Here is a 25,927-nt window from a genome sequence, read left to right as displayed (position 1 = left end):
TTTGATAATTTCTTCACTTGATGAATGGTGACAGGACATCCCGGGCCAGCAGAAAACCCCGCTTGACCTTTTCGTCAGTCCCTTCGAACAATCTGTCTTCATGTTCGATAATGATCGGACCGTCGTATCCGGCGCGGTACAGGCCGGAAAAGAAACCGGACCAGTCCACATCGCCCAGCCCGCAAAGCCGTGGGATTTGCCATCCCATGCCGGTAGACATCACACCGTTCTCATAAAGCCCGTCCTCATCAACCATCACGTCTTTGGCATGGACATGAGCCATATGAGAACCGAACTCCTTGATGAACCGTGTCTGATCGATGAACTGCCAGATCAGATGTGAAGGATCGAAGTTCATGCCAACCGCATCGCCCCATTCTTCAAAAATCCGCCGCCAGATTCTTGGCGAGTAAGCAATGTTGTGACCCCCGGGCCATTCGTCATAGCTGAAGATCATCGGGCAGTTCTCAAAGCACAGACGCACACCAGAGTCTTGTGCATGCTTCACGATCGGATCGAAAATTTCAGTGGCACGCTCCCAGTTCGCGTCTAGATGCAGAGTGCGATCTCCGCCGACGAATGTGTTGACAACTTTGATGCCCATAACACCGGCGGCGGTGATTACTTTGTTAAGATGTCCAATAACTTCAACCCGATGCTCTTCATCGGCATGGAGCGGATTGGGATAGTACCCCAGACCCGAAATCTCGACCCCCTGATCGCCGAGTTGCCCAACAATTTCAGTGCCCTGATCCGCAGAAAGGCCATCTACGTTGATGTGGCTGGTTCCCGCATAGCGCCGTTGTTCGCCACCTGACGATGGCCAGCAGGCGACCTCCATCGCCGAAAACCCATTGGAACCGGCCCAGGCCGCCACCTCAGTCAATTGAAGGTTTTCGAATGGTGCAGTCAGTAAGCCCAGTTTCATGTCATCGCCCTCAAATCTCGCTCAAATCGACCCAGCGGCTCTCACTCGCCGACTTCACGACTGCATCGCAGAACTGCATCTCGTAGTGGCCGTCCTCAAATGTCGCCCATGTGCTGCCTTGTTGCCGCCCGCCCGCGATGACGTCGGCATAGACCGCCCGGAAAAAGTTGAAGAATGAATCTGCAAACCCTTCGACATGCCCGGGCGGCAAGGTGGCGGCTGCGATCCCCGGACCGTTCATCAAGGTGAAGTCACGCATCAGGGTTTGGTTGGGCGCGTCACGATGCCCAATGAACAGATGATCAGGAGTTTCACTGTCCCAAGCCGCACTGGCATTTGCTCCGGCGATGTCCCATTGCAACGAGTTCTTTCGACCCATGTTCACCTGGGATGTGCTCATCACGGCCCGCGCTCCATTCTCATATCGGATAAGGATCATCGCAGCATCGTCGGTGTCGATATGCACAGTTTCGGTTTCGCCGGTTCCGCTGGTAAATGTCTCAACCGGGCCAAGAGGTTTCTGGCGTTCCGGAAGGAAGGTTGTCAGCTCAGCAAAGACAGAGGTCGCCTTCAACCCGGTGACGAAGCTGGTCAGGTCAACCCAGTGCGTTCCGATGTCACCAACTGATCGCAGCGCGCCGCCCATTTCGCTTTCTAGCCGCCAGTTCCAGTCGCTAGGTTTGGCAAGCCAGTCCTGATGGTAGTGCCCGGTAACAAAACGGATATCACCCAGATCCCCGGCCATGACCATGCCATGGGCTTGTTGGTTCAGCGGATAAAAGCGAATGTTGTAACAAACCGCTGCAATCTTGCCAGAAGCCTTGGCAAGGTCGACCATTTCGGCGCTTTCAGCGGATGTCATGGCAAGGGGTTTCTCGCAGATGACGTGTTTGCCCGCAGCCAGGATCGATTTCACCTGCGGATAATGTGCGTGATTAGGGGTCGTTACATGTACGACATCGACACTTTTATCCGCCAACAGATCCTCCAGAGAGTCATAGGCGCGGGCCACGCTCATTGCCCGCGCCCGTTCCCGTCCGCGCTCTGGCGATGACCCAAGAACACCTCTTACGTCCACGCCCAGACGCCGAAGCGCCTGAACGTGCACTGTTCCTATGAAGCCGGTCCCGATCACCGCAGCGCGGATTTTTGCGAAGTCACTCATCGTGCGCTCCTGTCAAACAACCGAATACCCTCCGTCCACGATCACGCAGGCACCGGTCACAAAGGCTGCCGCATCGGATGCGAGAAACAAGGCTGTTCCAGCGATATCTTCTGGGTGACCCCAGCGTGCCAAGGGTGTGCGTGCTTCTACAGCTGTTGAGAAATTGGCGTCTTTTCGGGCTTTCGCCGATTGCTCGGTCACGATGAACCCGGGCGCGATCGCATTCACCCGAATACCGTCTTTGGCCCACGCAATCGCCAGTGATTTTGTTAGTTGTTCCACGCCGGCTTTTGACGCGCCATAGGCTGGGTTGAGCGGTGAACCAAAGCGCGCATACATGGAGGCCACATTTATGACGCGCCCTTTCGCGACCGAAAGGGCAGGGTGCAGCGCTTCGGCGCAGCGAAAAGACCCGGTCAGATTTACGTCCAGCACGTGGGAAAAGAACTCAGGTGCCATTTCTTCACCGCGTCGAGTCACCGCCGCACAGTTTACCAAGACGTCAATATGGTCGCGTGTGCTTGCGAAATTGTAGACTTCGTCGGTGTCGGTTACATCCAGTTGAATGTAGTCAAACCGGGCGGCGTCCTCTTCGACGCATTGCGGTTCCACACCGGTAATCTCCACTGTGGCACCCGAGTCCTGGAATTCTCTTGCAATAGCGGCACCAATGCCGGCTCGGCTGGCACCGATCACCAGGACCTTTGCCCCGGCAAAGTCGAATGTGACCTTCGAAACCATCAAAGAACCTGGCTTTTGTTGCGTTTGAATTCGGATGCCATCAGTTTCCCTCGTTTGGCGAAATCGTTACTGCAATCGATTACATTATGGGAAAAACCTACTTTCCAAATTGTGTAATCGATTACATAATCGGCATCACATGAGATTCGAGTCAAGCCAGAAATCGACTGCCAAGCAATGAGCAAGATACCCAAACCCGCCACAATACAGGACGTCGCACGTGTTTCGCAGGTGTCGACAGCCACTGTCAGTCGTGTTCTGTCCAATCCCGATCTGGTGTCAAAATCAACACGTGTTGCTGTTTTGGAAGCTATTCGCGAGACGGGATATCGCGTTAATCAGGCAGCCCGAAACCTGCGGATGAAAAGGGCGGGGGCCGTACTGATCCTTGTTCCCAACCTCGGCAAACCTTTCTATTCGGGCATACTTGCCGGTATCAGTGAGGGGTTTGCGGGCTCGGACTATGCAGTTCTGATTGCCGATACCGAAAGCAATCCGCTGCAGGAAGAAACTCTTGCCGGGTACTTTCGAGACGGCCGGATAGATGGCGCAATCTCTTTGGATGGTGGCATTCCTTCGACCGCACTTCAGCAATGCGTCACATACGGCGCCGGCAACCGCATAGTATTTTTGTGTGAATGGGTGGAAGGCGAGGCCTTTCCGGTGATTTCCAGCGACAACGCCGAAGGTGCGCGATTGGCGATCAGGCACCTGCATGATTTGGGCCACAAAAAAATCGCGCATGTTACCGGTCCCGACGGGAATGTTCTGACGACCGCTCGGCGTAAGGGCGTGGTCGAAGAACGGACACGCTTGGGGCTTCCAGCGCGGCCCGAGTGGATTATCAGAGGCGACTTTTCGCTGGAATCCGGACATGAGGCCGCCAGACGAATACTTGCGATGGATGAGCGCCCAACGGCGGTGTTCTGCGCTGCGGATATGGTTGCCTTTGGGTTGATTTCTGGGCTGGTCGCGGGTGGGTTGAAGGTGCCCGGTGACATTTCGGTTGTTGGTTTCGACGATATCGAAATGTCAGGATCCTATGTTCCGGCTCTGACAACAATCCGACAGGACCGACACCAACTGGGACGCCGTGCGGCAGAGGTTTTGCTGGGCCAGTTGGCGAACACTGGTAAAGCGCTTCCAATGAAATCAGCGCTTCCCGTAGAGCTTGTAACACGGGCGAGCTCTGCGCCGCCCAATTAGCGAAGTCAAAATTCAAGCGCCTTTGCTATAGTCTAGAAAGAAGCGGGAGGCGCTGTGAGCGATGGAGACAGGGGAAATGAGTAAGTCGACCACACCCATTGGCTCTGAACTCACTGTTCGGGATTATTCCCTGACTGGTGTAAATACGCGTCAAGCGATCGAAAACGGTCTTTCGGCCGCGGAATGGTACCACAGCGATGTTCCTCGTAAGAAGCTGAAATCGCTTATGAAGCGCAGGGATGCGCCGGCCATTCGTGACACAGTGATCTGGATCGCTTTGCACTTTGTATTTGCGGCTGGCGGGCTGTACTTCTGGGGTAGCTGGCTTTGCGTGCCTTTCTGGTTTGCATACGGTGTCGTGTATGGTTCGGCCTGCGATAGCCGTTGGCACGAATGCGGACACGGAACGGCGTTTCGAACCCGCTGGATGAACGACGTCGTGTACCACATCGCGTCCTTCCAGATTATGCGAAACCCGGTCAATTGGAGCTGGAGCCATGCTCGGCATCACACCGATACACTCATTGTTGGCCGCGATCCGGAAATAGCGTGGATGCACCCGATCAGCCTCGTCCTGAAAGCGCTTGCGTTTGTGGGGATTGTTGAAACGTGGACTTCGCTCAAAGTTCTAATGCGAAATGCCATGGGGAACTTGTCGCAAGAAGAGCGGGATTACATTCCGGAAAGCCAATGGCCCAAAGCGGTCCTTTGGGCGCGGATTCACATTGCAATCTACGTTGCCGTCTTGTTGATTTCATTTGTTTTGCTTGTCTCCGGGGCCGCATGGAAATCCCTGATCCTCATACTCTTAATCGGAGGTCCTCGGGTCTATGGGTGTTGGCATTTTGTAATGACGGGGTTGCTTCAGCATGGAGGGCTTGCGGAGAACGTTCTTGATCACCGTTTAAATTCACGTACACTTTATATGAACCCGATAAGCCGTTGGGTTTACTGGAACATGAATTACCATATTGAGCATCACATGTTCCCGATGGTTCCGTATTACTCTCTTCCAGCGCTTCATGATCTGATCAAGGATGATCTGCCGCCGCCGAATACTTCGATTTGGGACGGCTACAAAGAAATGATGGGTTCCGTCATGAAGCAGCGTGTTGACCCGAGTTACGCCATACGAAAGTCTCTCCCACCGACGGCCCGCCCATATCGGGAACATTTTCACTTGGCAGTTCCGGAGAGAAACACGGGGTTAGAAATCGGTGATCGAGGAGGAACGTAATGCCTTGGGTTGACGCATGCGCCGTAGACGATGTTGAGGAAGAAGATCTCATTCGTTGGGACCACGACGGTAAAACCTACTTGATTGTTCGCAGTTTGGACAATGAGTTCTATTGCACCGACGGCCTCTGTACACACGAACAAGTGCACTTGTCGGACGGGCTGGTGATGGACAACGAGATAGAGTGCCCCAAGCATAATGGGCTATTCGACTATCGCACGGGCAAAGCTTTGAGGGCGCCCGTATGCGAAGATCTTCGCACCTACGAAACCAGAGTAGGTAATGGTCGCGTCATGGTATTGGTGGAATGACTTTTTGGGCTAGGAGTGGTTTGTGATCGAGCTGTCCGCAACAGGCATCCGGCTTTCATTCGATTTGCAGTTGGGGTTGATCGAGAGTTTCAGTGTGTACGACGGTGACGCTGAGATTTCACCACTACATCGCGCACCTTGGGTCGGCACAGACGAAGTTATGCCCGAAGGTATAGCACCTCATTTGGAAAAACTCGGCGGTGATTTCTTCTGCGCCCCATTCGGGTCAACTGAGGGGACATCACCGCTGCATGGGTGGCCAGCTAATTCTCGTTGGAGACTTGAAGAAAAGACCGACAGCTATTTGCGCGCTGAGCTCGACAGAACGGTCTATGGAGCTAGGCTGCAAAAAGAGATTACACTGCATCCTGAGCATCCATTCGTCTACCAGCGTCACACTTTCATTGGTGGCGACGGCACGATGCCGGTTGCAAATCACGCAAATGTATCCTTGCCCAATGGTGGGATCATTCATACCTCTCGAAAGCAGTGTTGGAGAACGCCTAAGGTTGAACAGGAAGTTGATCCGGCCTTAGGCTATTCAGCGCTTAGATATCCGGCTGAAAGCCAAACGTTGGCGTCTTTTCCCGGGAAAGACCGCGAAGTGAATCTGTCAAACTACCCATGGTCTCCACAGAGTGAAGACTTTGTTGTTGGATTGGATTCGCCTGAAGAGAAATTGGGTTGGACCGCGGTAACTCGCCCGGTGGAGGGCGACATGTTCCTGTCGCTTAAATCGGCTCAGGCTTTGCCGATGACGATGTTGTGGCATTCGAACGGTGGTCGATATTATGCTCCTTGGTCGAGCCGCCACTTCTCCTGCCTTGGGGTTGAGGAGGGGGCCGCTTCGCCCATCCTGGGAAATGTCAAAAACAGTTTCCCGAACGATCACGGCGTCATTCATCTAAACCCCGATCGCCAAGTTGAGGTTACACATGTCATCGGGGCGCTTCGTTGGCGTAGTGGAGCCAGGGTGATTGCAGTTGAAACTCTGGGAAACCAACTTTTGATCCGAGGTACAGAAAATCAGGAGATTCTTGTGCCATTCGATCCGCAAGCCCTGAACATTTGAACGGGTGGTGCAGGGGAAATTGGCTTGAGACAGGCAGGGCAGTTTCGTAGCTTCGCTTGATGACAAAAACGCTCACTTTTTTGCTGCTTCAAAACCAACCCTGAGATCATTCGTCTAGCAGTCATCGTGCACGTTCGATTCTGGTTGAATAGGTTTGGCCCTATCTGTGCCGCAGAAATTAGCCGAAAACGCATAAATCGGATGCGATGTTTCGCGAACTGGTAGCGGCATCAAAATATGGTTATTGCTGAAGATCAACGGCAAGCAATATCACCTGTGGCGGGTAGCCGACAATGAAGGCGAGGTGCTGGAAATCTATTTCACGAAGCGCCGGGATCGTGTTGCGGCCCTTTTACACTTGAAGAAAGCGATGAAACGATGGGGCCAGTCAGGGTTTCGTCGTCACTGACAAGTTGCACTCTTACGACGCGGCGATGAAAGTCATAGGGAATGCGTTAGGACAAGAAACTGGCCGTAGGAAGAACAATCTTGCTGAGTATTCACATCTTCCGTCGGCGAAAAGAACGTGCGATGCTCTGCCTCCGGCAAATGTGATGTTTGCAAAATTTTGCCGCAGACGACACTTCCGTCCATAGTCACTTCAATCATGAACGGTAGCTTTACTCACGCGACAAGTTCAAACTCAGTTGAACTGCCGCCCTTTCGGCGTGGAGCCAATTTAGTTTCGCCTAATTTTTAGCTTTCTGAGGTAGACTGAGACTGGTTCGAATTTGCCAGACAGCACCGCCACTCAGCCTGTTTCACCAAGCAACCTGCGATTTCTTTCTTCTGCAAACGCAGATTGGCTTCGCTGCAAGAATGTGCGTCGCGCTGCAGATCCTTCGAGAATATTTCCCACGAATAAGGGTCAGTTGCCCTGATTGCGGGCTTCCAACCGTTCAAGGTTCACAACTGTCGACAACATCAACCTGTCATGGCTCCAGTCGTCTACAGGCTGCAATGACGCAGCGCCTAACGCCAATATCACAGCAAAAGCCACGCTTAAGGCAAAGAACAGAGGGGGCATTGTGGGTTGGATTGCAGGGGCATCTGCCAGGGCAATCACACGTTGACGCAAGACGCGTTTGGCCTTGCCCCCTTTAACCAATGCTACGTTCAATACACGCGGGCTGCCGCGCATTACTGAATTGGAGCAATAGTTCAGCAGGCAGGACGTGTATTCGACCGCGTTGATTTCACGGCGCGAAACGACGGATTGATCACAGGCCAGCTCGCGCAGCCGATCGAATTGAAACTTGAGAATCAGATATGCCGGGTTCCAGAACAGGAACGGCCGCAAAAGCTCGAACCCCAGTTCCCATTCAACATCGGCAGCCCTTACATGTTGCAGCTCGTGTGCAAGGGCAAACCGCATATCGCTGGGGGTGTTGAGCAGATGGCTGGGCAATACCACATGCCTGCGCCACAAACCGCGAACGGCGAAGGGGACTGTGACCCGGTCGGACAGGCGGATATCGACCTTTTCCGAGCTTCGCCACAGATAGCTGGAGCGAACAATGCCTCGGATTGCGAAACCGTCACGGATAATGCGCAGGATGCAGACCGCAGAATAGAGCGCCATTACCACCAAGATTGCCGATATAATCGGGTTTTCTCCTGCAAGGGTCTGTTCGATCCACCTTTGCCGGGTATTGAGCAGGGCCTCGAACTGGGTGGCGGGCATGGCGATATCGCCACGCAGATAGGCGGCAACGGCAAGATCCCCAATGGCGACCCCGCCTTCAACGGAATACATCGCCATGACCAAACCAGCCCCGATTGCCAAAAGGGGGCTGAGCAGTACGCAAAGACACAGAATTTTCAATGCGCGCAGCTGTGCAACAAACCCGTGTCGCATCTGCGTCATTGAAACCACGTATCTTGCCGCGATCCATACAATCGCTGCTAGGGCAAGAACCAGATTCAGTTCGAGAAATGCGTCGAGAACCGGTTTAACCGCTGTCATTTTGCAGTCTCCTCTCTACCAGTGCCCGAATATCCTCAAGATCTGCCTCGCTCAGACCGGCGTCATCTACCAACCGTGCAACCAGCGTGGCTGGTGTGTCATCGAACAAGGTTCGTGACAGGTTCTGCAGTGAGCGCGCCTGATACCTATCCTTTTCCAGAAGCGGCGTATAACTCAGGGTCTTGCCGTTTTTGCGACTTTCTACAAAGCCTTTTTCGTCAAGAATGCGAAGGATTGTGGCCCCTGACGTATAGGCCAGGTTCCGATCTGGTGGCAGCCGGTCCAGTACATCACGCACCGAGCCCTGACCCAGAGCCCAGAGTTCGTTCATGAACTCCAGTTCGACCTCGGTCAGCAGGTTTGTCGTCTTTTTCTTTCGCATTGATCCCAGTGCCGTCATTTTACCTGTGCCTGACAGACAAGCATCCTTTGATGGTTTCGCAAAGCTTAAACTTTCCAGAACACGAAAACGCCCCAGCCGATGGACAGGAACAGCGGTGTCCAGACCGGTTGCCCGACTAGCCCTAACCAGGCCAGAAAAATGTAAGCTGCCCCAAGCAATGTGATGAACAGCCGGTCGCCCAATGTGGTGGTCAAGCCCAGAACGCCGCGCCGTTCAATCCCGTCGCGGTATTTGAACCCTTCCAGCAGACCGATCAGCGCGATGGCTGAAAAGATGCCGACAAATACGGCCAGGGTCGCCGGTGTCCACGCCATCCAGAAATCCGGCCACAAGGGCGCGGTCCAGGAAAACTCTTTTTCTTCGGGCTGACCCACACTTCCCCACCCGGCCTGTGCTTGCGCCAAGGCCGAACCGGGGATCAGAAAGGGGATCAAAAGCAGTTTACGCATATCGAACCTCATACACGCCCCATCGCGAAACCACGCGCGATGTAGTTGCGGACAAACCAGATGACGATGGCGCCGGGGATGATGGTCAGCGTCCCGGCGGCGGCCAGCAGGCCCAATTCGTACCCGGCGCTGGACGCGGTTCGGGTCATTACGGCAGCGATGGGTTTGGCCTCGACCGCTGTCAGAGTCTTGGCCAACAGCATTTCGACCCATGAGAACATGAAGCAGAAGAATGCCGCGACGCCTACACCCGCTTTGATATTTGGCAGGAATATCGTGACGAAAAAGCGCGGAAAGGAATACCCGTCCACATAAGCGGTTTCGTCCAACTCTTTGGGGATGCCACGCATGAACCCTTCCAAAATCCACACCGCTAGCGGCACGTTGAACAGCGTATGCGCCAGCGCCACCGCCAGATAGGTGTCAAACAACTGAATTGACGAATAGAGCTGAAAGAACGGCAAGGCGAACACAGCAGCCGGTGCCATCCGGTTGGTCAGCAGCCAGAAGAACAACTGCTTGTCCCCTAGGAACCGATAGCGTGAGAACGCATAGGCCGCTGGCAGGGCTACACAGACGGAAAGTACCGTGTTCAGCGTCACATAGGTGATCGAGTTGATGTAGCCCCAATACCACGTCGGGTCTGTGAAGATCGTGATGTAATTTTCCAGCGTAAAGGTCTGCGGGAACAGAGAAAAGCCCGACAGGATCTCGTTCGTGGTCTTGAAGGACATCGCCACTAGCCAATAGATCGGCAACATCAGGAACGCGATATAGAGGATCGGGATGAGGGAGCGCTTTTTCATTCGGCGTCATCCTTTGTCATCAGAGTGTAGAAGACCCATGAGACCAGCAGTGTGATGGCGAAATAGATCAAGCTCATCGCAGCCGCAGGGCCAAGGTCGAACTGTCCCAGTGCGATCTTTACAAGATCGATCGACAGTAAGGTGGTCGAGTTTCCGGGACCCCCGCCAGTCAAAACGAAGGGTTCGGTGTAGATATTGAAACTGTCCATGAACCGCAGCAGGATGGCGATTGTCAGAACCGTCTTCATCTTGGGTAACTGGATATACCGGAACACTGACCACGGGCTTGCACCGTCGATCTTGGCCGCCTGATAATAGGCGTCCGGGATCGAAACCAGGCCCGCATAGCACAGTAGAACCACCAGCGAAGTCCAGTGCCAGACATCCATGATGATGACAGTGATCCAGGCCGACAATGGCTGCTGTGTCATGTCATAATTGATGCCCAGCACGTCATTCAGAAAATACCCCAGCAGGCCGATTTTTGGCAGGGTAAAGATGTTCCACATCGAGCCGACTACGTTCCAGGGGATGAGCATCGGCAGAGCCATCAGGACCAGACAGACCGGCACCCAAAAGCCTTTGCGCGGCATCGACAGGGCAACAATGATGCCCAGCGGCACCTCGATGATCAGGATCATGAAGGTAAACAGGAACTGTCGCCCCAAAGCGGCCTGAAAACGGTCGGAGCGCAGGATCTGTTCGAACCATCCCAGCCCTTCCCAGAAGAACTGGTTATTGCCGAAGGTCTCCTGCACCGAGTAGTTGACTACCGTCATCATTGGCACCAGCGCGTTGAACGCAACCAGTGCCAGAACCGGCAGGACAAAGAACCATGCTCTTTGGTTTATTGTTCTCATTGGGCCCGCTCCTGCGTTGCGATCCAGCCGTCGCGATAGACGCGGGACTGCTCGGGTTTGAATTGCAGAAAGACCATCGAGCCTTGTTCGGGCGCATTGTGTTCGGTGACGGCCTTGATCGGTGTGTTCCCAACCATGGCACTGACCACGTAATGGCGCCCGATATCGGCTACTTTGGTGACATGTGCCGGTATGCCGGATTGGCCGAAGCCTACATATTCCGGGCGTATTCCTAGATCGGTGCGACCACCTTCACCATGGGTCGGACCTTCCAAGACCACCTCATGCCCTTCGAAAATAGCGCGATCGCCCTTGGTCTCGCAGGGCAAGACATTCATGCCGGGCGAGCCGATAAAGTGACCAACGAATGTATGCTGAGGCCGCTCGAACAGTTCAACCGGCGTACCAATCTGAACCACTTCACCATCCTGCATGACCACGACTTCATCAGCAAAAGTCAACGCCTCGGTCTGGTCGTGGGTGACGTAGATCATTGTGGCTTTTACACGCTGGTGCAGCTCTTTCAACTTGGACCGCAGTTTCCATTTCAGATGCGGGTCGATCACGGTCAGCGGCTCATCAAACATCACCGCATTCACGTCATCGCGCACCAGTCCGCGCCCCATCGAGATTTTTTGCTTGTTGTCCGGGCTCAGGCCAGAGGCTTTGGTGCCCAGCATATCCGCGACATCCAGCATTTCGGCAATCTCATCAACACGCCGCTTGATGTTTGCCGCGTCAACGCCCCGGTTTTTCAGAGGAAAGGCTAGGTTCTCGCCTACGGTCATCGTGTCGTAGATCACTGGAAACTGAAAAACCTGCGCAATGTTGCGCTGATCAGGGGGCAGGGCGGTCACGTCGCGGTCATCAAACAGGATCTGCCCCTCAGAGGGTGTCAGCAGGCCCGAGATGATGTTCAGCAGTGTAGACTTGCCGCAGCCCGATGGCCCCAGCAGCGCATAGGCCCCACCATCGCGCCAAGTGACGTCGATTTCCTTCAGCGCATAATCTTCGGGGCCTTGCGGCGATGGCATATAGCTGTGTCGAAGGTTTGAAAGCTTGATCTGTGCCATGTCAGGCCACCCTTTTGCCGTCTTGGCCGAAATACCGGCAATGGGCCGGATTCATATAGAAACTATGGTCTTCGCCAACCTGATAGGGATGTACGCCCGCCGCCAATGAAACCCATGCGTCGTTCCCATGTTGGAAATGCGCACTGGAGTCAGATCCGGATAGCTCGGTCACGATCACACGCCCGGTCAGTTCTACATCTGCGTCCGATGTGCGGAATGGCGTCACGCGATGCGGGCGTACCGCCACTGTGTATTCACCGTCTGCGATGCCGGTGACGGCCCATCCACCGCCCCCTGCAAGTTGCGCCTGCGCACCCGAGACGGTGATATGCGCGACGTTGATGGGCGGATCCGAGAACACACGTGCGGCAGCGATGTTTTCCGGATTGCGGTAGATATCAGCGGTTGGCCCAAATTGGGTGACCCGGCCGTCTGCCATTAGAGCGGTATGACCACCGAGCAGCAATGCTTCTTCCGGTTCTGAAGTCGCATAGACCACAACGGCCCCGCGTCCGGCAAAAAGATCAGGAAGTTGCTCGCGTAGCTCTTCGCGCAGTTTGTAGTCCAGATTGGCAAGGGGTTCATCAAGGAACACGGCCCGGCTTTCCTTGGCAATCGCTCGGGCCAAAGCGGTGCGTTGTTGTTGTCCACCCGACAGCTCGTGCGGGCGGCGCTGCAGCATCGGGCGCAGCTGCAGCAGATCAGCGGCCTCTTCCACGCGGCCTTCGATTTCGCTTTTCGCCATGCCTGCTACGCGCAGGGGCGAGGCAATGTTGTCGAAAACGCTCATATGGGGGTAATTGACGAAAAACTGGTGCACCAGACTGATCTTACGCTTCTGCGTATTCAGCCGAGTCACGTCCTGCCCGTCCATCAGGACCTTGCCTGCGGCGATCGGATCCAGTCCGGCCATCATCTTGATCAGTGATGTTTTCCCGGAACCGGTGGCACCCAGTAACACATTGAAATGGCCTGTTTGCAGCGTCAGATTCGTGGGTTTGATATGGATGACGTTGCCGACTCGTTTGGTCGCGTCTTGAAGTTCGATCATCTGGTGTTCTCTGGGGGTATTTGGGGGTAGGCCGGGTCTGAGCCCGGCCTACGAGTTTACGCTTACTGGGACTGCCAGCGCTGAACCAGTTCGTCATAGTTGACGGTCTGGCCTTGCGGCTTTTCGTTCTCCAGCTTGGCTTTTGGCGAACCCGGCTTTTCCAGCCAGAAGGACGCATCCTGCGGCTCGTTCAAGCGCGGACCACAACCGCCGTAGACACCGGCGCTTTCATCCGCGGCCTGCATCCGGCCCATTGTGATGTCCATCTCTTCGGCCAGACGATCCATCGCTTCTTGCGGAGTGAAGGCACCCGAGTTCACGTCACCGATCTGCTGCCACCAGATCTGGGCCAGCTTTGGATAATCCGGCACGTTGATGCCGGTCGGTGACCATGCCACGCGGTCAGGTGAGCGATAGAACTCGACCAAACCACCCAGCTTGGGCGCGCGTTCGGTGAACGACTCGTGGTTGACCGAGCTGTCGCGAATGAAAGTCAGACCCACATGGGACTTCTTCACGTCGACCGTCTTGGATGTCACGAACTGGGCATAGAGCCAAGCCGCCTGAGCACGATCCGCAGGGGTCGACTTCAGGAAGGTCCAGGAACCCACGTCCTGATACCCAACCTTCTGGCCTTCTTCCCAATAAGGGCCGTGCGGGCTGGGCGCCATCCGCCACAGTGGCGTGCCTTCGTCATCCACGGTGTTGTTGCCTTCGGATTTCGGCTTCACCATGTCGGCGGTAAAGGCGGTGTACCAGAAGATCTGCTGGGCTACGTTGCCCTGGCTCAGCGCAGGCAGAGACTGGTAAAAGTCATAAGACGCCGCACCCGGAGGAGCGTAGTTCCGCAGCCATTCGTCCCACTTACGGATCGCATAGACCGCAGCCGGGCCGTTAGCAGCACCGCCGCGCGACACAGATGCGCCAACAGGGTTACAGGTGCCCGCTTCCATGCGGATGCCCCATTCGTCAACGGGGATACCGTTCGGCTCACCCTTGTCGCCAGCACCAGCCATCGACAGCCACGCGTCGGTCATACGCCAACCCAGGTCAGGTGCGCGCTTGCCGTAATCCATGTGGCCATAGATCGCGGTACCGTCGACTTCTTTCACATCGTTGGTAAAGAAATCGGCGATGTCTTCGTAAGCGGACCAGTTGACCGGAACGCCCAGATCATAGCCGTACTTCTCTTTGAACGCGGCTTTGTTTGCCTCATCGTCGAACCAGTCCTTGCGGAACCAGTAGAGGTTCGCAAACTGCTGATCAGGCAGCTGATACAGCTTGCCATCCGGACCGGTGGTGAACTGAATGCCCATGAAGTCATCCAGATCCAGCGTCGGAGAGGTCGTGCCCGCCCAGTCGCCACCCATCATGTCGGTCAGCGGATACGCCAACTGCAGACGCGAGTGGGTGCCGATCAGGTCACTGTCGTTCACGTAGCCGTCATACAGGTTCCTACCTGTTTGCAGCTGGGTTTGAACGGCTTGAACTACTTCGCCTTCACCCAGAATCTGGTGATTGACCTTGATGCCGGTAATTTCTTCGAACGCCTTGGTCAGAACCTCAGATTCGTAAGAGTGCGTAGGGATGCCTTCGGACAGGACGTTGATTTCCATGCCATTGTAAGGCTGTGCAGCTTCGATGAACCATTGCATCTCGGCCATCTGTTCGTCTTTCGACAGGGTCGATGGCTGGAATTCGTCGTCGATCCAACGTTGTGCTGCGGCTTCGTCGGCCCAAACGGGACCGTGCCCCGCAATGACGGCAGCCGCCGCCACTGCGGAAAGTAGATGTCTCCGCATCTGTTTCCTCCCAAAGATAATGTGATCCGGCGCAGACCGGATGACGATCAGCATCAGCGATTTGCCTCCTGCGTGTCAAACTAAATTTTTAGTAATTGAGGTGATGGCCGGGATAAATTTCTGAAAATGAATTGATTTATATCATGTTTTAAAGCACCATTTGCCCATTAATTTCAGTTCGCAGACCCCTTGAATGCAGGGTCGCGCGCATGGTTTTTCGGCAGACGCTGTGATGTGGGTCGATTTGAAAAGCAGACCTTTGTGACCGTTTGCTGCACGATTTGAGTTCAATCAAGTTTTCAGGCTAAGAGGATCAGCAATGTCCCGAAGTCTTCTGAGATTTACCCGCGTTCTCGAGATCGTGGGGGATACGCTAAAGATAAAAGTTCCGAGTGACAGGTCCGCTGACGCGACGGTGCGTTTCAACGATCTGGCCGTGATCGAAACTGTCGATGGGCACAGAACGCTGGCGCAAGTCATCTTCATCGACCGCGATGTGATAACCTTGCAAGTGTTCTCGGGTACTAAGGGGATTTCGACCGAGGCGACAGCAACGTTCCTTGGTCATCCGATGCAAACCCCGTATTCGGCCAATATTCTGGGCCGGGTGTTTGACGGCGCAGGCGAGGCGATTGACGGCGGTCCGGACTTGTCTGCCGAACCGCGCATCGACATTGGGGGACCAACGGTGAACCCGGTTGAGCGGTCGGTTCCCAACAAGATGATTCGCACGGATGTGCCGATGATCGACGTGTTCAATACGCTGGTCGAAAGCCAGAAGATCCCAATATTTTCGGTATCCGGCGAGCCGTTCAACGCGTTTCTCAGCCGCATCGGCATTCAGGCGGATGCGGATATTGTTGTGTTTGGCGGGCTAGGGCTGATTTTTGACGACTTCCACACGTTCAGAACCTCGTTCGAGGATGCGGGCGTGTTCTCGCGGACCGTGATGTTCGTCAATCAGGCCATGGACCCGTTGGTCGAACGCCTGCTGGTGCCGGATATGGCGCTGGCCGTTGCCGAGAAATTCGCTGTGGAAGAGGGCAAGCGTGTTCTGGTCCTGCTGACGGATATGACCGCCTATGCCGATGCGATGAAAGAGGTTGGGATCAGTCAGGAACGCGTCCCATCGCAGCGTGGATATATGGGCGATCTCTACTCGCAACTGGCACGACGGTATGAGAAAGCTTGCGACTATGCCAAGGGTGGATCGGTTACTGTGCTGACTGTCACAACCATGCCCGGGAATGACGTGACGCATCCGGTGCCGGACAACACCGGGTATATCACTGAAGGCCAGTTTTACCTGCATTCCGGGGTGATCGACCCGTTCGGCAGTTTGTCACGCCTCAAGCAGAATGTAATCGGCAAAACCACACGCGAAGACCACGGCCAGATCATGAACACGATGATCCGGTTCTATTCCGAAAGCCGAGATGCCGCGCAGAAACAGGCCATGGCGTTTGACCTATCGGATTATGACAACCAGTTGCTGAAATTCGGCGCTTTGTTCCGCAAACGCTTTATGGACATCAACGTCTCGATCCCGCTGGAGGATGCGCTAGATCTGGGATGGAAGACACTAGCTGAATGCTTTGCCCCCGAGCAGTTGCTGATGAAGCAGGATCTGATCGACAAATACTTCCCAAAGGATGCACATGGCGCGGTTGCAGCTGAATAAATCGTCGCTTGCACGCGAGCAGACGCAGCTGAAAAGCTATGAGCGGTTCTTGCCGTCTCTGGACCTGAAGCTTCAGCAACTGATGGCTGAACGGGCCAAGGCACGTAAAAATGTGCAGTACCTGCAGGAGGAGGTGACGCGCTTGGCACAGCAGGTCGGGGAAAAGCTGCCCATGCTGGCGCAACAAGGTGTCGACCTAGAAGGGTTGGTCGAACTAAAGGATTACCGGCTGAAGAAGGTCAACGTGGTTGGCGTTACCATGCCCGATCTGGACCGAATCGAGGTCGCGGTACGTCCGTATTCCCTTTTGGCCAAGCCACATTGGGTGGATGCAGTGGCGCGTTTGTTGCATGACATGATCGAAGCCCGATTGCGCGTGAAAGTGGCCGAAGAAAGGGTCAGGATTTTTGACAAATCAGTGGCCACGATCACCCAGCGCGTCAATCTGTTCGAGAAGGTGTTGATCCCGCGCGCCAGGGCCAACATCAAGAAAATCCGCATCTATCTGAGCGATGAACAGATGCAATCCGTTGTGCGCTCGAAAATCTCCAAACGCAAACATGCGAAGGAGGTTGCGGCATGAGTGTTGCAAGGCTGAAAAAACTGTCTTTGGTCGGCCGTGCCGCGAACAAGGGGGACACTCTGGGCGCGCTGCAGACATTGGGATGCATGCATGTTTTGCCTTTGGCACCGCCGCCGGCAGAGCCAGAGCGGATCAATGAGCGTGGTGCCCGAAATGCGTATAAAGCATTGCGGTTTTTGAAAGAATCGTCGGAAACGCGTCGTCAGGTTCGGCGCGATTCTGGTTTTGATATGGACCAGTTCGTCGGTGAAGTCCTGGACTTGATGCAGCGCATAAGGGATATGACCGACCACCGGGATTTTTTGGCCCACCGGATCGCTCAGGTGCGCCCGTGGGGAGATCTGGATTTTCCGCCGAGTGATGTGTTGGCAGGCAACCGGCTTTGGTTCTATCAACTGCCGCTAAAACACCGTGAGGCACTGGTGGAGCTTCAGTTGCCCTGGGCCATCCTGCAAGAGGATCACCGGTTTCTCTACGCCGTTCTGATCGCCCCGGAAGATCCCGAAGACGACATCCTTCCAGTGCCGCGCACCCATACGGGTTCGTTGCCCATTCACGAGCTTGAAGCTCAGCTGGAAGAGGCCGAAATCGCCATTGAGGCGCTGGAAGCCGAGCGTATCGGGCAGACCCGTTTTCTGACGTTGATGCGGCGTAATCTTGCCGCCGCCGAAAGCGCAGCCGAACTGGCCCATGCCACGCAAAAGGTCCGCGACGAAGGCAAAGTGTTTGCCTTGCAGGGTTGGGTGCCCAGCGATCAGGTCGAGACTGTCCTGGACATGGCCAATTCGCAGAACGCCGCTGTTTTGATCGAAGACCCGGGCCCGAACGAGATGCCTCCGACGCTGCTTGAGCAGCCGGAAAATCGCAGTGCAGCGGTGGACCTTGCCCTGTTCTATCAGGTTCCCGGGTACCGAGAATGGGACCCCAGCATAATCGTGTCCGTCTCGTTTGCCATCTTCTTTGCGATGATCGTTGCGGATGCCGGCTATGGCCTGGTTATCCTGCTGGGGCTGTTGGCCTTCTGGAAACGTCTCGACAATACACCGGCGAAAAGATCGTGGCGGCTTTATGGTTTGATCATCTCGGGCGCGACGGTCCTGTACGGGATTTTGGTTGGAAGCTATTTTGGCGCTTCCCCGGCCTCGGGCACGATTTGGGGGAAACTCAAGCTGTTGGACCTGAACAATTTCGACTCGATGATGATGATTTCAATCGTGGTCGGCGTTCTGCACCTGATATTGGCGAATGCGCTTGCAGCACGCGCGTCTTGGGGGCGGCGCAGTTCCGTTGCCAATCTTGGCTGGATCGCGGTGTTGATCGGCGGGTTCATACTGTGGCTGAGCTATATGAAAGGGGGACCCACAGCACCGGGTGCTGCGATTATGATCGCAGGCGCTTTGGCGATCCTTCTGTTCACCAGCGAGCGCAAGATTGCCAAACCGTCAGACTGGCTTTGGCGCCTTATAGAAGGGGTACAGGGGTTGGCCGGGGCGATGGGCGCCTTTGGAGATGTTCTTAGCTATATGCGCCTGTTTGCACTGGGATTGGCCTCGGCCTCACTGGCGATCACGTTCAACGATCTGGCGGTCTCGGTGATGCAGTCCCTGAAAGGGCTGGGCCTTCTGTTTGGCGTGCTGATCCTGATCGCCGGGCACATCCTCAATTTCGCGCTCGCCATGATGAGTGGCGTCGTTCACGGATTACGTCTCAATTACATCGAATTCTTTAAATGGGGTCTGCCGGATGAAGGCATCGTCTTTCGCCCGTTCGCCCGCAAGGAGGTTCAGGAATGAATGAGCTTGTACTTACATTGGGTTGGTTGGGGATCTATGCCCCCATGGCGCTGGGCGCCGCAGCAAGCGCGATTGGCTGTTCCATTGCTGGACAGGCCAGTATCGGAGCGATGACGGAAACCGAAGGCGGGTATGGCCGGTTCATTGGCGTGTCGGCCTTTCCCTCGACCATGGTGATCTACGGCATTGTCATCATGTTTACACTGAACCGCGATGTGACGCCTGAAAATGCAGGCGGGCTGTTCGGGATCGGTATCCTGTCGGGCATCGCCCTGATGTATTGCGGCATCTGGCAGGGAAGGGCCTGTGCTGCAGCGATCAACGCAACCAAGGAAAAGCCCGAGATTTTTGGCCTGTCACTTGCGCCGGCTGCAATCATCGAGGGCTTTGGCGTATTTGCCTTTGTCTTTGCTTTGGTCATCAGCGCGGGGATTAGCTGATGGCACAGGACGGGATGATTTCGCATGGGGTGGATGCGCTGATCGACAAGCTGCGCAGCGATGGTGTGGCTGCCGGTCAGGCCGATGCAGACAAGCTGCGCGCTGATGCCAAAGCCGAGGCGGCCAAAATTCTTGCCGATGCCAAGCGCGACGTAGATGAGTATCGGAAAAAGGCCCGTGCCGAGGCGGATAATTATCGCACAGCCGGAGAAGAGGCGCTGAACACAGCGATGCGTGATGCGGTGCTTACAATGAAGGCCGGTCTGACAGATCGATTCCGCAAGGATGTTGAACGGCTGGTCACCCAAGAAATGACTGATCCTGAACTGCTGAAACAAATGATCCTTGAAGTCGTCGGTCGCGCCGCGTCAGACGCCAGACTGGAAGGGCCCGCGCAGGTCATACTGCCTCCCAGGGTCGCCACTCAGGATGACATCAAACAGAACGCCGATGATATTCAGTCGGGAAAGCTGACGCGTTACGTTCTGGGACTGACGGCTGAAATGCTGAAGGAACAGGTTGAGCTGCACAGCGCGGATGACACCCAGAATGGCATCCGCATCCGGGCTGATGAACAGGGGGTTGTTCTGGATCTGACCGATAAGGCCGTCGCCTCGTTGTTGATGGAACATTTGCAGCCGCGGTTTCGTGCCGTTTTGGAAGGTGTGATCCGGTAACATGTCGGACCCTGACGCCTATATCGCGCTGATCAGCAGCCTGCCGGGCTCGGAACGGTTGTTCATCGCCAAACAACCTCCGCTGTCGCGGCTCAGGCTGGACCGGCGATTGCGGGTGCTGACACCAGCGGATGCACGGGTTCTGGAGGTAATGGAACACGCTCTGAACTGGAACAACTATGATATGAACGTCACGGATGCACAGACCATTGAGCGATGCAAAGAAGCGCTCCGGCACATTCCACAACTGACCTTGCGCAAGCTGTTCATGGAACGGATGGATTTGAGGACGGCGGTTGCCGCGCTGCGCCTGCGCAAACAGGGGGGTGCTGCACCTAGTGGCGTCTATGGCATTGGACGCTGGAGCCGACTCATTCCGGCCAACTGGGGCGACCCTGCCTTTCGGCTGGAAACCCCAATGCCCTGGATCAAAGAAGCCAAACACTTGCTGGATGTCGATGATCCCTTGGGGCTTGAACGGTTGCTTTTGTCGGTCAGCCATAAGCAACTGAAACGCTACGCCGCGCGCCATCTGTTCGATTTCGAAGCCGTGGCGATTTATGTTCTGATCTGGAATATTTTTGATCGCTGGGCGCAAAGCAATGCGCGTGACGCGGCAACGCGCTTTGAGAAACTGGCGCAACACGCCATGGCAAGTGCGATCGACTTAGATTTCGAGGGAGTAAGCGCATGACAGCCCCAACCTCCGCCACGCAGACCTCTACTGCCCGCGTCGTCTCGGTACAGGAAGGGCTGGTACAAATTCAGGCGAACCCTGATGCCACAGGCCATCCCGGACAGCTGGTCAAGAATGAGGTCGTTTTCATTCTGCCCACGCGGCCCGGCCCCGGTGGACGTCAGGAACGTCTGAAAGCCGAAGTGTTACGGGTGCGGGGCGACACTGCCGATGTGCAGGTTTACGAAAGCACTGATGGCGTCGCCGTGGGCGACCCGGTCGAACAATCCGGGCAGCTGCTCTCCGTCGAACTTGGTCCTGGGCTGTTGGGGCAGGTGTTTGACGGCTTGCAGTCGCCTTTGGCCAAAGTGGCGGCAGAATTCGGAATCTTTCTGCCGCGTGGGGCGGACGTGGCGCCGCTGGACACTCAGGCAAAGTGGTCGTTTACCCCATCGGTCAAGGTGGGCGACACGGTCACAACAGGCGACAGCATCGGGGCGGTGCCCGAGGGGCATTTCACCCATAAGATCATGCTGCCCTTTAATTGGGTTGGGGACTACAAAGTCATTTGGGTTCAGAAGGGTGCGGCCATGATCCATGATATCGTGGCGCGGCTTGAAGATGCACAGGGCGGTGAGCACACGCTGACCCTGTCGCAGAAATGGCCGGTACGGCGGGCTTTGCCGGAAAACGTTCTGAAACGCACCTTGTCCGAGCGGCTCTATCCAACCGAACCTGTCTTGACCTCTCAGCGCCTGATCGACACGTTCTTTCCGATTGCCCGCGGTGGGACGGCCTGTATTCCCGGTCCGTTCGGCGCAGGCAAGACGGTGCTGCAGAACCTGATTGCACGCAACGCCAAGGTGGACATCGTGATCGTGGTGGCCTGTGGTGAACGCGCGGGTGAGGTTGTCGAGACGATTGCGGAATTCCCGAAGATGACCGACCCGACCACTGGCGGCAGTCTGATGGACCGGACGATCATCATCTGCAACACCTCCTCGATGCCCGTAGCCGCGCGCGAGGCGTCTATATTCACCGGGATCACCCTGGGCGAATATTACCGCCAGATGGGGTACGACGTGCTGCTGATTGCGGACAGTACCAGCCGCTGGGCTCAGGCCATGCGCGAGACCTCCGGCAAGCTCGAAGAAATTCCGGGGGAAGAGGGCTTTCCCGCCTATCTCGAAAGCTCGATCAAGGGGTTGTACGAACGCGCCGGAGCGATGAAGACCAATGATGGGGACACCGGCAGCCTGACCCTGATCGGGACCGTGTCACCGGCAGGTGGGAACTTTGATGAACCGGTCACGCAATCGACGCTGTCCACGGTGAAGTGTTTCCTCGGCCTGTCGTCCGAACGCGCCTACAAGCGGTTCTATCCCGCAGTCGATCCGATGCTCAGCTGGTCGCGTTATCTGGAACAGCTCTCGGACTGGTACGACACCAACGCCGAAGCCGGATGGACGGCCAAAGTGCGCGACTTGCTGGCATTGATCGAAAGGGGCGAACAGGTTGACCAGATGATGCAGGTGACCGGCGAGGAAGGGGTCACGATCGAGGATTTTGTGACTCAGCAAAAGGCGCTGTTTGTCGACATGGTCTATCTGCAGCAGGATGCCTTTGACCCGGTGGATGCGTCGGTGCCGCTAGAGCGTCAGAAGATGACGTTCAAACTGGTCTATGGCGTCACTCAATCCACCGCGCAGTTCGCCGACAAGGCCGAGGTACGCCAGGTCTTCACTCAGCTTACAGGGTTGATGAAGAACTTCCACTATGCCGCCGAAAACACGCCGGAATTCAAATCTGTCTGGGGACAGGTGCAGGCCCTGTGTCAGGAAAAGTTCGGTGTGTGATGAAGTGGTAGCCCGTAGGGGAATCGAACCCCTCTTTCCAGGTTGAAAACCTGGCGTCCTAACCGATAGACGAACGGGCCACATTGGCTAGCCTTGGCAATTCCACGGCTAGCTATGGCCAACCCGCTGGAAAATAGGCGAAAATTCAAGCTGGTAGCCCGTAGGGGAATCGAACCCCTCTTTCCAGGTTGAAAACCTGGCGTCCTAACCGATAGACGAACGGGCCACGCTAGCTTGTGGGGGGCCTTTTACGGTTTCACTCTGACCCCCGCAAGCCGAAAAACGCAGGGTTGTGAAAGTTTTTTGGCGGTGGCGAATGCGGCCTTAGATCGCCTCGGCGGCATCTTCCAATCTGAGTTGTACAGTTTGCCGTCCACCCCATGTGTTCACCTCAAGTCGTCCGGCGAAATGAAAGCGTGCGCCGCCGTGATTGGTCAGCCGTTCCCCCATTGGTCCGTCAAAGGCGCCAAACGCAATGGCATCCAACCCGGCACCCACCCCGTCCGACAGCGACAGCTTCAGATGGGAGTCGCCGACCCGCTTGGCAAAGCGCACTTGTAAGTCCGGAAAGGCATACCGCGGAGCCGGAGCACTGGCGCCGAAAGGCCCTGCTTTTTCAATCTGTTCAATCAGATCGACAGTGGCCGCGCCGGGCATAAGTGTGCCTTCCAGTTTCAGGTCAGCAGGGCCGGTTTGACCTGCCCCTTGTTTTGCCAGCAATTCGCTGAGCCGTTCCATCGCCGGTTCCAGCTGATCACGCATGACCGTCAGGCCAGCCGCCATCTTGTGGCCGCCGCCCTTGACCAGCAGACCTTCCGCCGCCAGCCGCTGAATCGAGGCACCCAGATCGACACCGGTCACTGATCGGCCCGATCCTTTGCCCTCATCCCCGTCCAGACCGATGACGATGGCCGGGCGGTTGGCGGTTTCTTTGAGGCGCGACGCGACGATGCCGACAACGCCCGGATGCCAGCCTTCCCCGGCCGCCCAGACCAAGGGCGCATCAAGGCCCCGTTCTTCGGCCTGTTCCATGGCGGCTGCCCGAACCGCATTTTCAATATCGCGCCGCTCGGTGTTCAACTCGTCCAGCCGCTGCGACAGAGCCTCTGCTTCATGGGTTGAATCGGTGCTGAGCAGCCGGGCACCCAGATCGGCCTGGCCGATCCGGCCCCCTGCGTTGACGCGCGGGCCCAGCATGAACCCCAGATGATAGCTGTTGGGCGCGGAATCCATCCGCGCCACATCCGACAGCGCCACCAACCCCGGTCTTTGTCGTTGCGCCATGACCTTCAGCCCCTGACGCACAAGCGCGCGGTTTGCACCGATCAAAGGAGCCACATCCGCCACCGTGGCCAGCGCCACAAGGTCTAGCATTGCAATCAGGTCAGGCCCTTTTGCACCCGCTTCGCGCAGTTGCCGTCCGGCCTCGACCAGCATCAGGAACACGACGGCGGCGGCACAAAAATAGCCAAGATCGCCGCTTTCGTCCTGTCTGTTCGGGTTCACCACGGCCACGCAATCGGGCAAAGTTTCGCCACCAAGGTGGTGGTCCAGGACGATGACATCGGCCCCCTTTGCGGCGGCGATGGGTTCATGGCTGAGGGTTCCGCAATCGACGCAGATAATCAGATCATGCGCGGCGGCCAGTTCCTGCATCGCCGGGACGTTGGGGCCATAGCCCTCATCAATCCGGTCAGGCACATAGAGCGTCGCCTGCAGGCCCATCTGACGCAACCACGTGAGTAGCAGAGCAGCCGAACTGCCTCCGTCGACGTCATAATCGGCAAAGATCGCAATGCGCTGCTTTAGACGGACCGCAGTCAGAAAACGGGTTGCAGCGGTTTCCATGTCTTTCATCGCGCGCGGATCGGGCAACAGCTCTTTCAGTTTGGGTTCTAGAAATCCCGGAGCTTCCATTGCCGGAACACCGCGCCGGGCCAGAACCTGACAGACGGCCCGGGGCAATCCGGCTTGTTGTACCAGCACCTCGGTCGCGCGCTCTACATCCGCCGAGGGGCCGACCCAGCGACGTGCTGACAGTGAATGTTCAACCCCAAGAAAGCTCATGTCCTGCCCCTGATGTGCCAAGGCCGGACCCTCGCGGACCCGGCCTTATCATTTCTATGGATAGCCCTGCACGATGGTCAGGCGCAAGATCTTAGCCGTCGTTATGCGACCACGTCGGCGTGCGGTAGGACATGCGCCGAACCGACCCGGTTTTCGACCGCATCAGCAGAGTGGTGGTTTCAACCCAGCCCGGCTCGCGCTTGATACGCGGCAGCAAAGAGCCGCCGGTGACGCCGGTTGCGGCAAAGATCACATCGGCGGTTACCATCTCATCGCGCGAATAGATGCGGTCCAGATCGGTGATGCCCGCTTTGGCTGCGCGGCCGCGTTCGTCATCATTGCGGAACAGCAGGCGACCAAAGATCTGCCCGCCCATACATTTCAGCGCTGCGGCGGCCAGAACACCTTCGGGTGCGCCGCCTTGGCCCATATACATGTCGATCCCGGTGACTTCGCTTTCGGCGCAGTGCATGACGCCAGCAACATCACCATCGGTGATCAGGCGGATAGATGCACCGGTTTCGCGAACTTCGGCAATCATAGCCTCATGCCGAGGGCGTTCCAGAATGCAGACGGTAATGTCGGCAGGCTCGCAATCCTTGGCCTTGGCCAGCGCTTCGACACGCTCGCGCGGGCTCATGTCCAGGCTGACAACGCCTTCGGGGAAGCCCGGGCCAACGGCCAGTTTGTCCATATAGACGTCCGGCGCATGCAGCATTGATCCGCGCGGACCCATCGCAATGACAGTCAACGCGTTGGGCATGTCCTTGGCGGTCAGCGTGGTGCCTTCCAGCGGGTCCAGCGCGATGTCGACGCCGGGACCATTGCCGGACCCGACCTCTTCGCCAATGTACAGCATCGGCGCTTCGTCGCGCTCGCCTTCACCGATGACAACGACACCGGCGATATCCAGAAGGTTCAGCTGTTCGCGCATGGCATTCACAGCGGCCTGGTCAGCGGCCTTTTCATCACCCCGTCCAACCAGCGAAGCCGAAGCAAGCGCAGCCTGTTCCGCAACCCGCGCCAGGCCCAGAGACAACAGGCGGTCATTGAAATCAATCTTGGCAGCACTCATTTTCACTAT

The 25,927-nt window shown here is 56.3% G+C and carries 24 protein-coding genes, 2 tRNA genes and 1 pseudogene; 12 read left to right on the top strand and 15 right to left on the bottom strand.

The features are described 5' to 3' along the window. Window positions 1-13: 13 nt before the first annotated feature. The 3 genes from FN806_RS05280 to FN806_RS05270 are packed head-to-tail and all read right to left on the bottom strand — an operon-like array spanning window position 14 to window position 2,834. The gene (locus FN806_RS05280) at window positions 14-928 is read right to left on the bottom strand and encodes a sugar phosphate isomerase/epimerase family protein (protein ID WP_142634732.1); all 915 of its coding nucleotides are present in this window, start codon (window positions 926-928) and stop codon (window positions 14-16) included. A gap of 10 nt (window positions 929-938) precedes the next feature. After that, window positions 939-2,093, bottom strand: coding sequence for a Gfo/Idh/MocA family protein (locus FN806_RS05275; RefSeq protein WP_142634730.1), 1,155 nt, complete (start codon window positions 2,091-2,093; stop codon window positions 939-941). 12 nt (window positions 2,094-2,105) lie between these two features. After that, entirely contained in the window at window positions 2,106-2,834 is a 729-nt protein-coding gene (locus FN806_RS05270; protein WP_142634728.1) for an SDR family NAD(P)-dependent oxidoreductase, read from the bottom strand. 177 nt (window positions 2,835-3,011) lie between these two features. Between FN806_RS05270 and FN806_RS05265 the strand changes: the two genes are divergently transcribed. The 5 genes and pseudogenes from FN806_RS05265 to FN806_RS05245 all read left to right on the top strand — a co-directional run bounded on the left by FN806_RS05265 (window position 3,012) and on the right by FN806_RS05245 (window position 7,311). Then, window positions 3,012-4,040, top strand: a complete 1,029-nt coding sequence (locus FN806_RS05265; RefSeq protein ID WP_142634726.1) for a LacI family DNA-binding transcriptional regulator — start codon at window positions 3,012-3,014, stop codon at window positions 4,038-4,040. Window positions 4,041-4,116: 76 nt separating this feature from the next. Next, the gene (locus FN806_RS05260; RefSeq protein WP_142634724.1) at window positions 4,117-5,277 is read left to right on the top strand and encodes a fatty acid desaturase family protein; all 1,161 of its coding nucleotides are present in this window, start codon (window positions 4,117-4,119) and stop codon (window positions 5,275-5,277) included. After that, on the top strand, window positions 5,277-5,588 hold the full coding sequence (locus FN806_RS05255) for a MocE family 2Fe-2S type ferredoxin (RefSeq protein WP_142634722.1): 312 nt from the start codon (window positions 5,277-5,279) through the stop codon (window positions 5,586-5,588). Before FN806_RS05260 ends, FN806_RS05255 begins: the two co-directional genes overlap by 1 nt. 22 nt (window positions 5,589-5,610) lie before the next feature. Next, window positions 5,611-6,660 (top strand): hypothetical protein, encoded by a 1,050-nt coding sequence (locus tag FN806_RS05250; protein WP_142634719.1) that lies wholly within the window; start codon window positions 5,611-5,613, stop codon window positions 6,658-6,660. 105 nt (window positions 6,661-6,765) lie between these two features. Beyond that, a pseudogene (locus FN806_RS05245) lies at window positions 6,766-7,311 on the top strand (DDE-type integrase/transposase/recombinase). A gap of 217 nt (window positions 7,312-7,528) precedes the next feature. On the opposite strand, the gene FN806_RS05240 reads toward FN806_RS05245, so the two are convergent. The 8 genes from FN806_RS05240 to FN806_RS05205 all read right to left on the bottom strand — a co-directional run bounded on the left by FN806_RS05240 (window position 7,529) and on the right by FN806_RS05205 (window position 15,070). Continuing rightward, on the bottom strand, window positions 7,529-8,626 hold the full coding sequence (locus FN806_RS05240; RefSeq protein ID WP_142634717.1) for a M56 family metallopeptidase: 1,098 nt from the start codon (window positions 8,624-8,626) through the stop codon (window positions 7,529-7,531). Next, a complete protein-coding gene (locus tag FN806_RS05235) occupies window positions 8,613-9,008 on the bottom strand; it encodes a BlaI/MecI/CopY family transcriptional regulator (protein WP_142634715.1) in 396 nt (131 codons plus the stop codon). Before FN806_RS05235 ends, FN806_RS05240 begins: the two co-directional genes overlap by 14 nt. A 65-nt stretch (window positions 9,009-9,073) precedes the next feature. Beyond that, on the bottom strand, window positions 9,074-9,478 hold the full coding sequence (locus FN806_RS05230) for a DUF2160 domain-containing protein (protein WP_142634713.1): 405 nt from the start codon (window positions 9,476-9,478) through the stop codon (window positions 9,074-9,076). Between the two features lie 8 nt (window positions 9,479-9,486). Next, window positions 9,487-10,284: a carbohydrate ABC transporter permease gene (locus FN806_RS05225; RefSeq protein WP_142634711.1), complete on the bottom strand. Its 798-nt coding sequence runs from the start codon at window positions 10,282-10,284 to the stop codon at window positions 9,487-9,489. Beyond that, window positions 10,281-11,144, bottom strand: coding sequence for a carbohydrate ABC transporter permease (locus FN806_RS05220; protein WP_142634709.1), 864 nt, complete (start codon window positions 11,142-11,144; stop codon window positions 10,281-10,283). Before FN806_RS05220 ends, FN806_RS05225 begins: the two co-directional genes overlap by 4 nt. Continuing rightward, window positions 11,141-12,217 carry an ABC transporter ATP-binding protein gene (locus FN806_RS05215; protein WP_142634707.1) on the bottom strand — a complete coding sequence of 359 codons (1,077 nt, stop codon included), beginning with the start codon at window positions 12,215-12,217 and terminating at the stop codon, window positions 11,141-11,143. The genes FN806_RS05220 and FN806_RS05215 overlap by 4 nt, the downstream gene beginning before the upstream one ends. Before the next feature lies 1 nt (window position 12,218). Beyond that, window positions 12,219-13,268 (bottom strand): ABC transporter ATP-binding protein, encoded by a 1,050-nt coding sequence (locus tag FN806_RS05210; protein ID WP_142634705.1) that lies wholly within the window; start codon window positions 13,266-13,268, stop codon window positions 12,219-12,221. 62 nt (window positions 13,269-13,330) lie between these two features. Continuing rightward, window positions 13,331-15,070 (bottom strand): ABC transporter substrate-binding protein, encoded by a 1,740-nt coding sequence (locus tag FN806_RS05205; protein ID WP_142634703.1) that lies wholly within the window; start codon window positions 15,068-15,070, stop codon window positions 13,331-13,333. 319 nt (window positions 15,071-15,389) lie between these two features. On the opposite strand from FN806_RS05205, the gene FN806_RS05200 reads away from it, so the two are divergent. Genes FN806_RS05200 through FN806_RS05170 form a run of 7 tightly spaced genes read left to right on the top strand, consistent with a single transcriptional unit; the run spans window position 15,390 to window position 22,776 of the window. Continuing rightward, entirely contained in the window at window positions 15,390-16,751 is a 1,362-nt protein-coding gene (locus tag FN806_RS05200) for a V-type ATP synthase subunit B (protein WP_142634701.1), read from the top strand. Then, window positions 16,729-17,334, top strand: a complete 606-nt coding sequence (locus FN806_RS05195; RefSeq protein WP_142634699.1) for a V-type ATP synthase subunit D — start codon at window positions 16,729-16,731, stop codon at window positions 17,332-17,334. Before FN806_RS05200 ends, FN806_RS05195 begins: the two co-directional genes overlap by 23 nt. Further along, window positions 17,331-19,127: a V-type ATP synthase subunit I gene (locus FN806_RS05190; RefSeq protein WP_142634697.1), complete on the top strand. Its 1,797-nt coding sequence runs from the start codon at window positions 17,331-17,333 to the stop codon at window positions 19,125-19,127. Before FN806_RS05195 ends, FN806_RS05190 begins: the two co-directional genes overlap by 4 nt. After that, window positions 19,124-19,567, top strand: a complete 444-nt coding sequence (locus FN806_RS05185; RefSeq protein ID WP_142634695.1) for an ATP synthase subunit C — start codon at window positions 19,124-19,126, stop codon at window positions 19,565-19,567. Before FN806_RS05190 ends, FN806_RS05185 begins: the two co-directional genes overlap by 4 nt. Continuing rightward, the gene (locus tag FN806_RS05180; RefSeq protein ID WP_142634693.1) at window positions 19,567-20,244 is read left to right on the top strand and encodes a hypothetical protein; all 678 of its coding nucleotides are present in this window, start codon (window positions 19,567-19,569) and stop codon (window positions 20,242-20,244) included. The genes FN806_RS05185 and FN806_RS05180 overlap by 1 nt, the downstream gene beginning before the upstream one ends. 1 nt (window position 20,245) lies before the next feature. Next, window positions 20,246-20,938, top strand: a complete 693-nt coding sequence (locus FN806_RS05175) for a hypothetical protein (protein WP_142634691.1) — start codon at window positions 20,246-20,248, stop codon at window positions 20,936-20,938. Continuing rightward, window positions 20,935-22,776: a V-type ATP synthase subunit A gene (locus tag FN806_RS05170; protein ID WP_142634688.1), complete on the top strand. Its 1,842-nt coding sequence runs from the start codon at window positions 20,935-20,937 to the stop codon at window positions 22,774-22,776. Before FN806_RS05175 ends, FN806_RS05170 begins: the two co-directional genes overlap by 4 nt. A 5-nt stretch (window positions 22,777-22,781) precedes the next feature. On the opposite strand, the gene FN806_RS05165 is transcribed toward FN806_RS05170, so the two are convergent. The 4 genes from FN806_RS05165 to glpX all read right to left on the bottom strand — a co-directional run bounded on the left by FN806_RS05165 (window position 22,782) and on the right by glpX (window position 25,918). Continuing rightward, window positions 22,782-22,856: transfer RNA gene (locus FN806_RS05165), tRNA-Glu, on the bottom strand. A 71-nt stretch (window positions 22,857-22,927) separates the two neighbouring features. Beyond that, window positions 22,928-23,002, bottom strand: a tRNA-Glu gene (locus tag FN806_RS05160). A 98-nt stretch (window positions 23,003-23,100) separates the two neighbouring features. Beyond that, window positions 23,101-24,843, bottom strand: coding sequence for a single-stranded-DNA-specific exonuclease RecJ (recJ, locus tag FN806_RS05155; RefSeq protein WP_142634686.1), 1,743 nt, complete (start codon window positions 24,841-24,843; stop codon window positions 23,101-23,103). 91 nt (window positions 24,844-24,934) lie between these two features. After that, a complete protein-coding gene (gene glpX, locus FN806_RS05150) occupies window positions 24,935-25,918 on the bottom strand; it encodes a class II fructose-bisphosphatase (RefSeq protein WP_142634684.1) in 984 nt (327 codons plus the stop codon). Between the last annotated feature and the right edge of the window lie 9 nt (window positions 25,919-25,927).

Origin of the sequence: Ruegeria faecimaris, from assembly GCF_900182615.1 — a bacterium.
Lineage (GTDB): Bacteria > Pseudomonadota > Alphaproteobacteria > Rhodobacterales > Rhodobacteraceae > Ruegeria > Ruegeria faecimaris.
The sequence above is the reverse complement of the archived record's forward strand: the minus strand, read 5'-3'. Positions and strand labels throughout refer to the sequence as shown.

Coding starts and splice junctions, on each gene's coding strand:
- FN806_RS05280 (WP_142634732.1), bottom strand. CDS start 928: ATGAAACTGGGCTTACTGACTGCACCATTCGAAAACCTTCAATTGACT.
- FN806_RS05275 (WP_142634730.1), bottom strand. CDS start 2,093: ATGAGTGACTTCGCAAAAATCCGCGCTGCGGTGATCGGGACCGGCTTC.
- FN806_RS05270 (WP_142634728.1), bottom strand. CDS start 2,834: ATGGTTTCGAAGGTCACATTCGACTTTGCCGGGGCAAAGGTCCTGGTG.
- FN806_RS05265 (WP_142634726.1), top strand. CDS start 3,012: ATGAGCAAGATACCCAAACCCGCCACAATACAGGACGTCGCACGTGTT.
- FN806_RS05260 (WP_142634724.1), top strand. CDS start 4,117: ATGAGTAAGTCGACCACACCCATTGGCTCTGAACTCACTGTTCGGGAT.
- FN806_RS05255 (WP_142634722.1), top strand. CDS start 5,277: ATGCCTTGGGTTGACGCATGCGCCGTAGACGATGTTGAGGAAGAAGAT.
- FN806_RS05240 (WP_142634717.1), bottom strand. CDS start 8,626: ATGACAGCGGTTAAACCGGTTCTCGACGCATTTCTCGAACTGAATCTG.
- FN806_RS05235 (WP_142634715.1), bottom strand. CDS start 9,008: ATGCGAAAGAAAAAGACGACAAACCTGCTGACCGAGGTCGAACTGGAG.
- FN806_RS05230 (WP_142634713.1), bottom strand. CDS start 9,478: ATGCGTAAACTGCTTTTGATCCCCTTTCTGATCCCCGGTTCGGCCTTG.
- FN806_RS05225 (WP_142634711.1), bottom strand. CDS start 10,284: ATGAAAAAGCGCTCCCTCATCCCGATCCTCTATATCGCGTTCCTGATG.
- FN806_RS05220 (WP_142634709.1), bottom strand. CDS start 11,144: ATGAGAACAATAAACCAAAGAGCATGGTTCTTTGTCCTGCCGGTTCTG.
- FN806_RS05215 (WP_142634707.1), bottom strand. CDS start 12,217: ATGGCACAGATCAAGCTTTCAAACCTTCGACACAGCTATATGCCATCG.
- FN806_RS05210 (WP_142634705.1), bottom strand. CDS start 13,268: ATGATCGAACTTCAAGACGCGACCAAACGAGTCGGCAACGTCATCCAT.
- FN806_RS05205 (WP_142634703.1), bottom strand. CDS start 15,070: ATGCGGAGACATCTACTTTCCGCAGTGGCGGCGGCTGCCGTCATTGCG.
- FN806_RS05200 (WP_142634701.1), top strand. CDS start 15,390: ATGTCCCGAAGTCTTCTGAGATTTACCCGCGTTCTCGAGATCGTGGGG.
- FN806_RS05195 (WP_142634699.1), top strand. CDS start 16,729: ATGGCGCGGTTGCAGCTGAATAAATCGTCGCTTGCACGCGAGCAGACG.
- FN806_RS05190 (WP_142634697.1), top strand. CDS start 17,331: ATGAGTGTTGCAAGGCTGAAAAAACTGTCTTTGGTCGGCCGTGCCGCG.
- FN806_RS05185 (WP_142634695.1), top strand. CDS start 19,124: ATGAATGAGCTTGTACTTACATTGGGTTGGTTGGGGATCTATGCCCCC.
- FN806_RS05180 (WP_142634693.1), top strand. CDS start 19,567: ATGGCACAGGACGGGATGATTTCGCATGGGGTGGATGCGCTGATCGAC.
- FN806_RS05175 (WP_142634691.1), top strand. CDS start 20,246: ATGTCGGACCCTGACGCCTATATCGCGCTGATCAGCAGCCTGCCGGGC.
- FN806_RS05170 (WP_142634688.1), top strand. CDS start 20,935: ATGACAGCCCCAACCTCCGCCACGCAGACCTCTACTGCCCGCGTCGTC.
- recJ (WP_142634686.1), bottom strand. CDS start 24,843: ATGAGCTTTCTTGGGGTTGAACATTCACTGTCAGCACGTCGCTGGGTC.
- glpX (WP_142634684.1), bottom strand. CDS start 25,918: ATGAGTGCTGCCAAGATTGATTTCAATGACCGCCTGTTGTCTCTGGGC.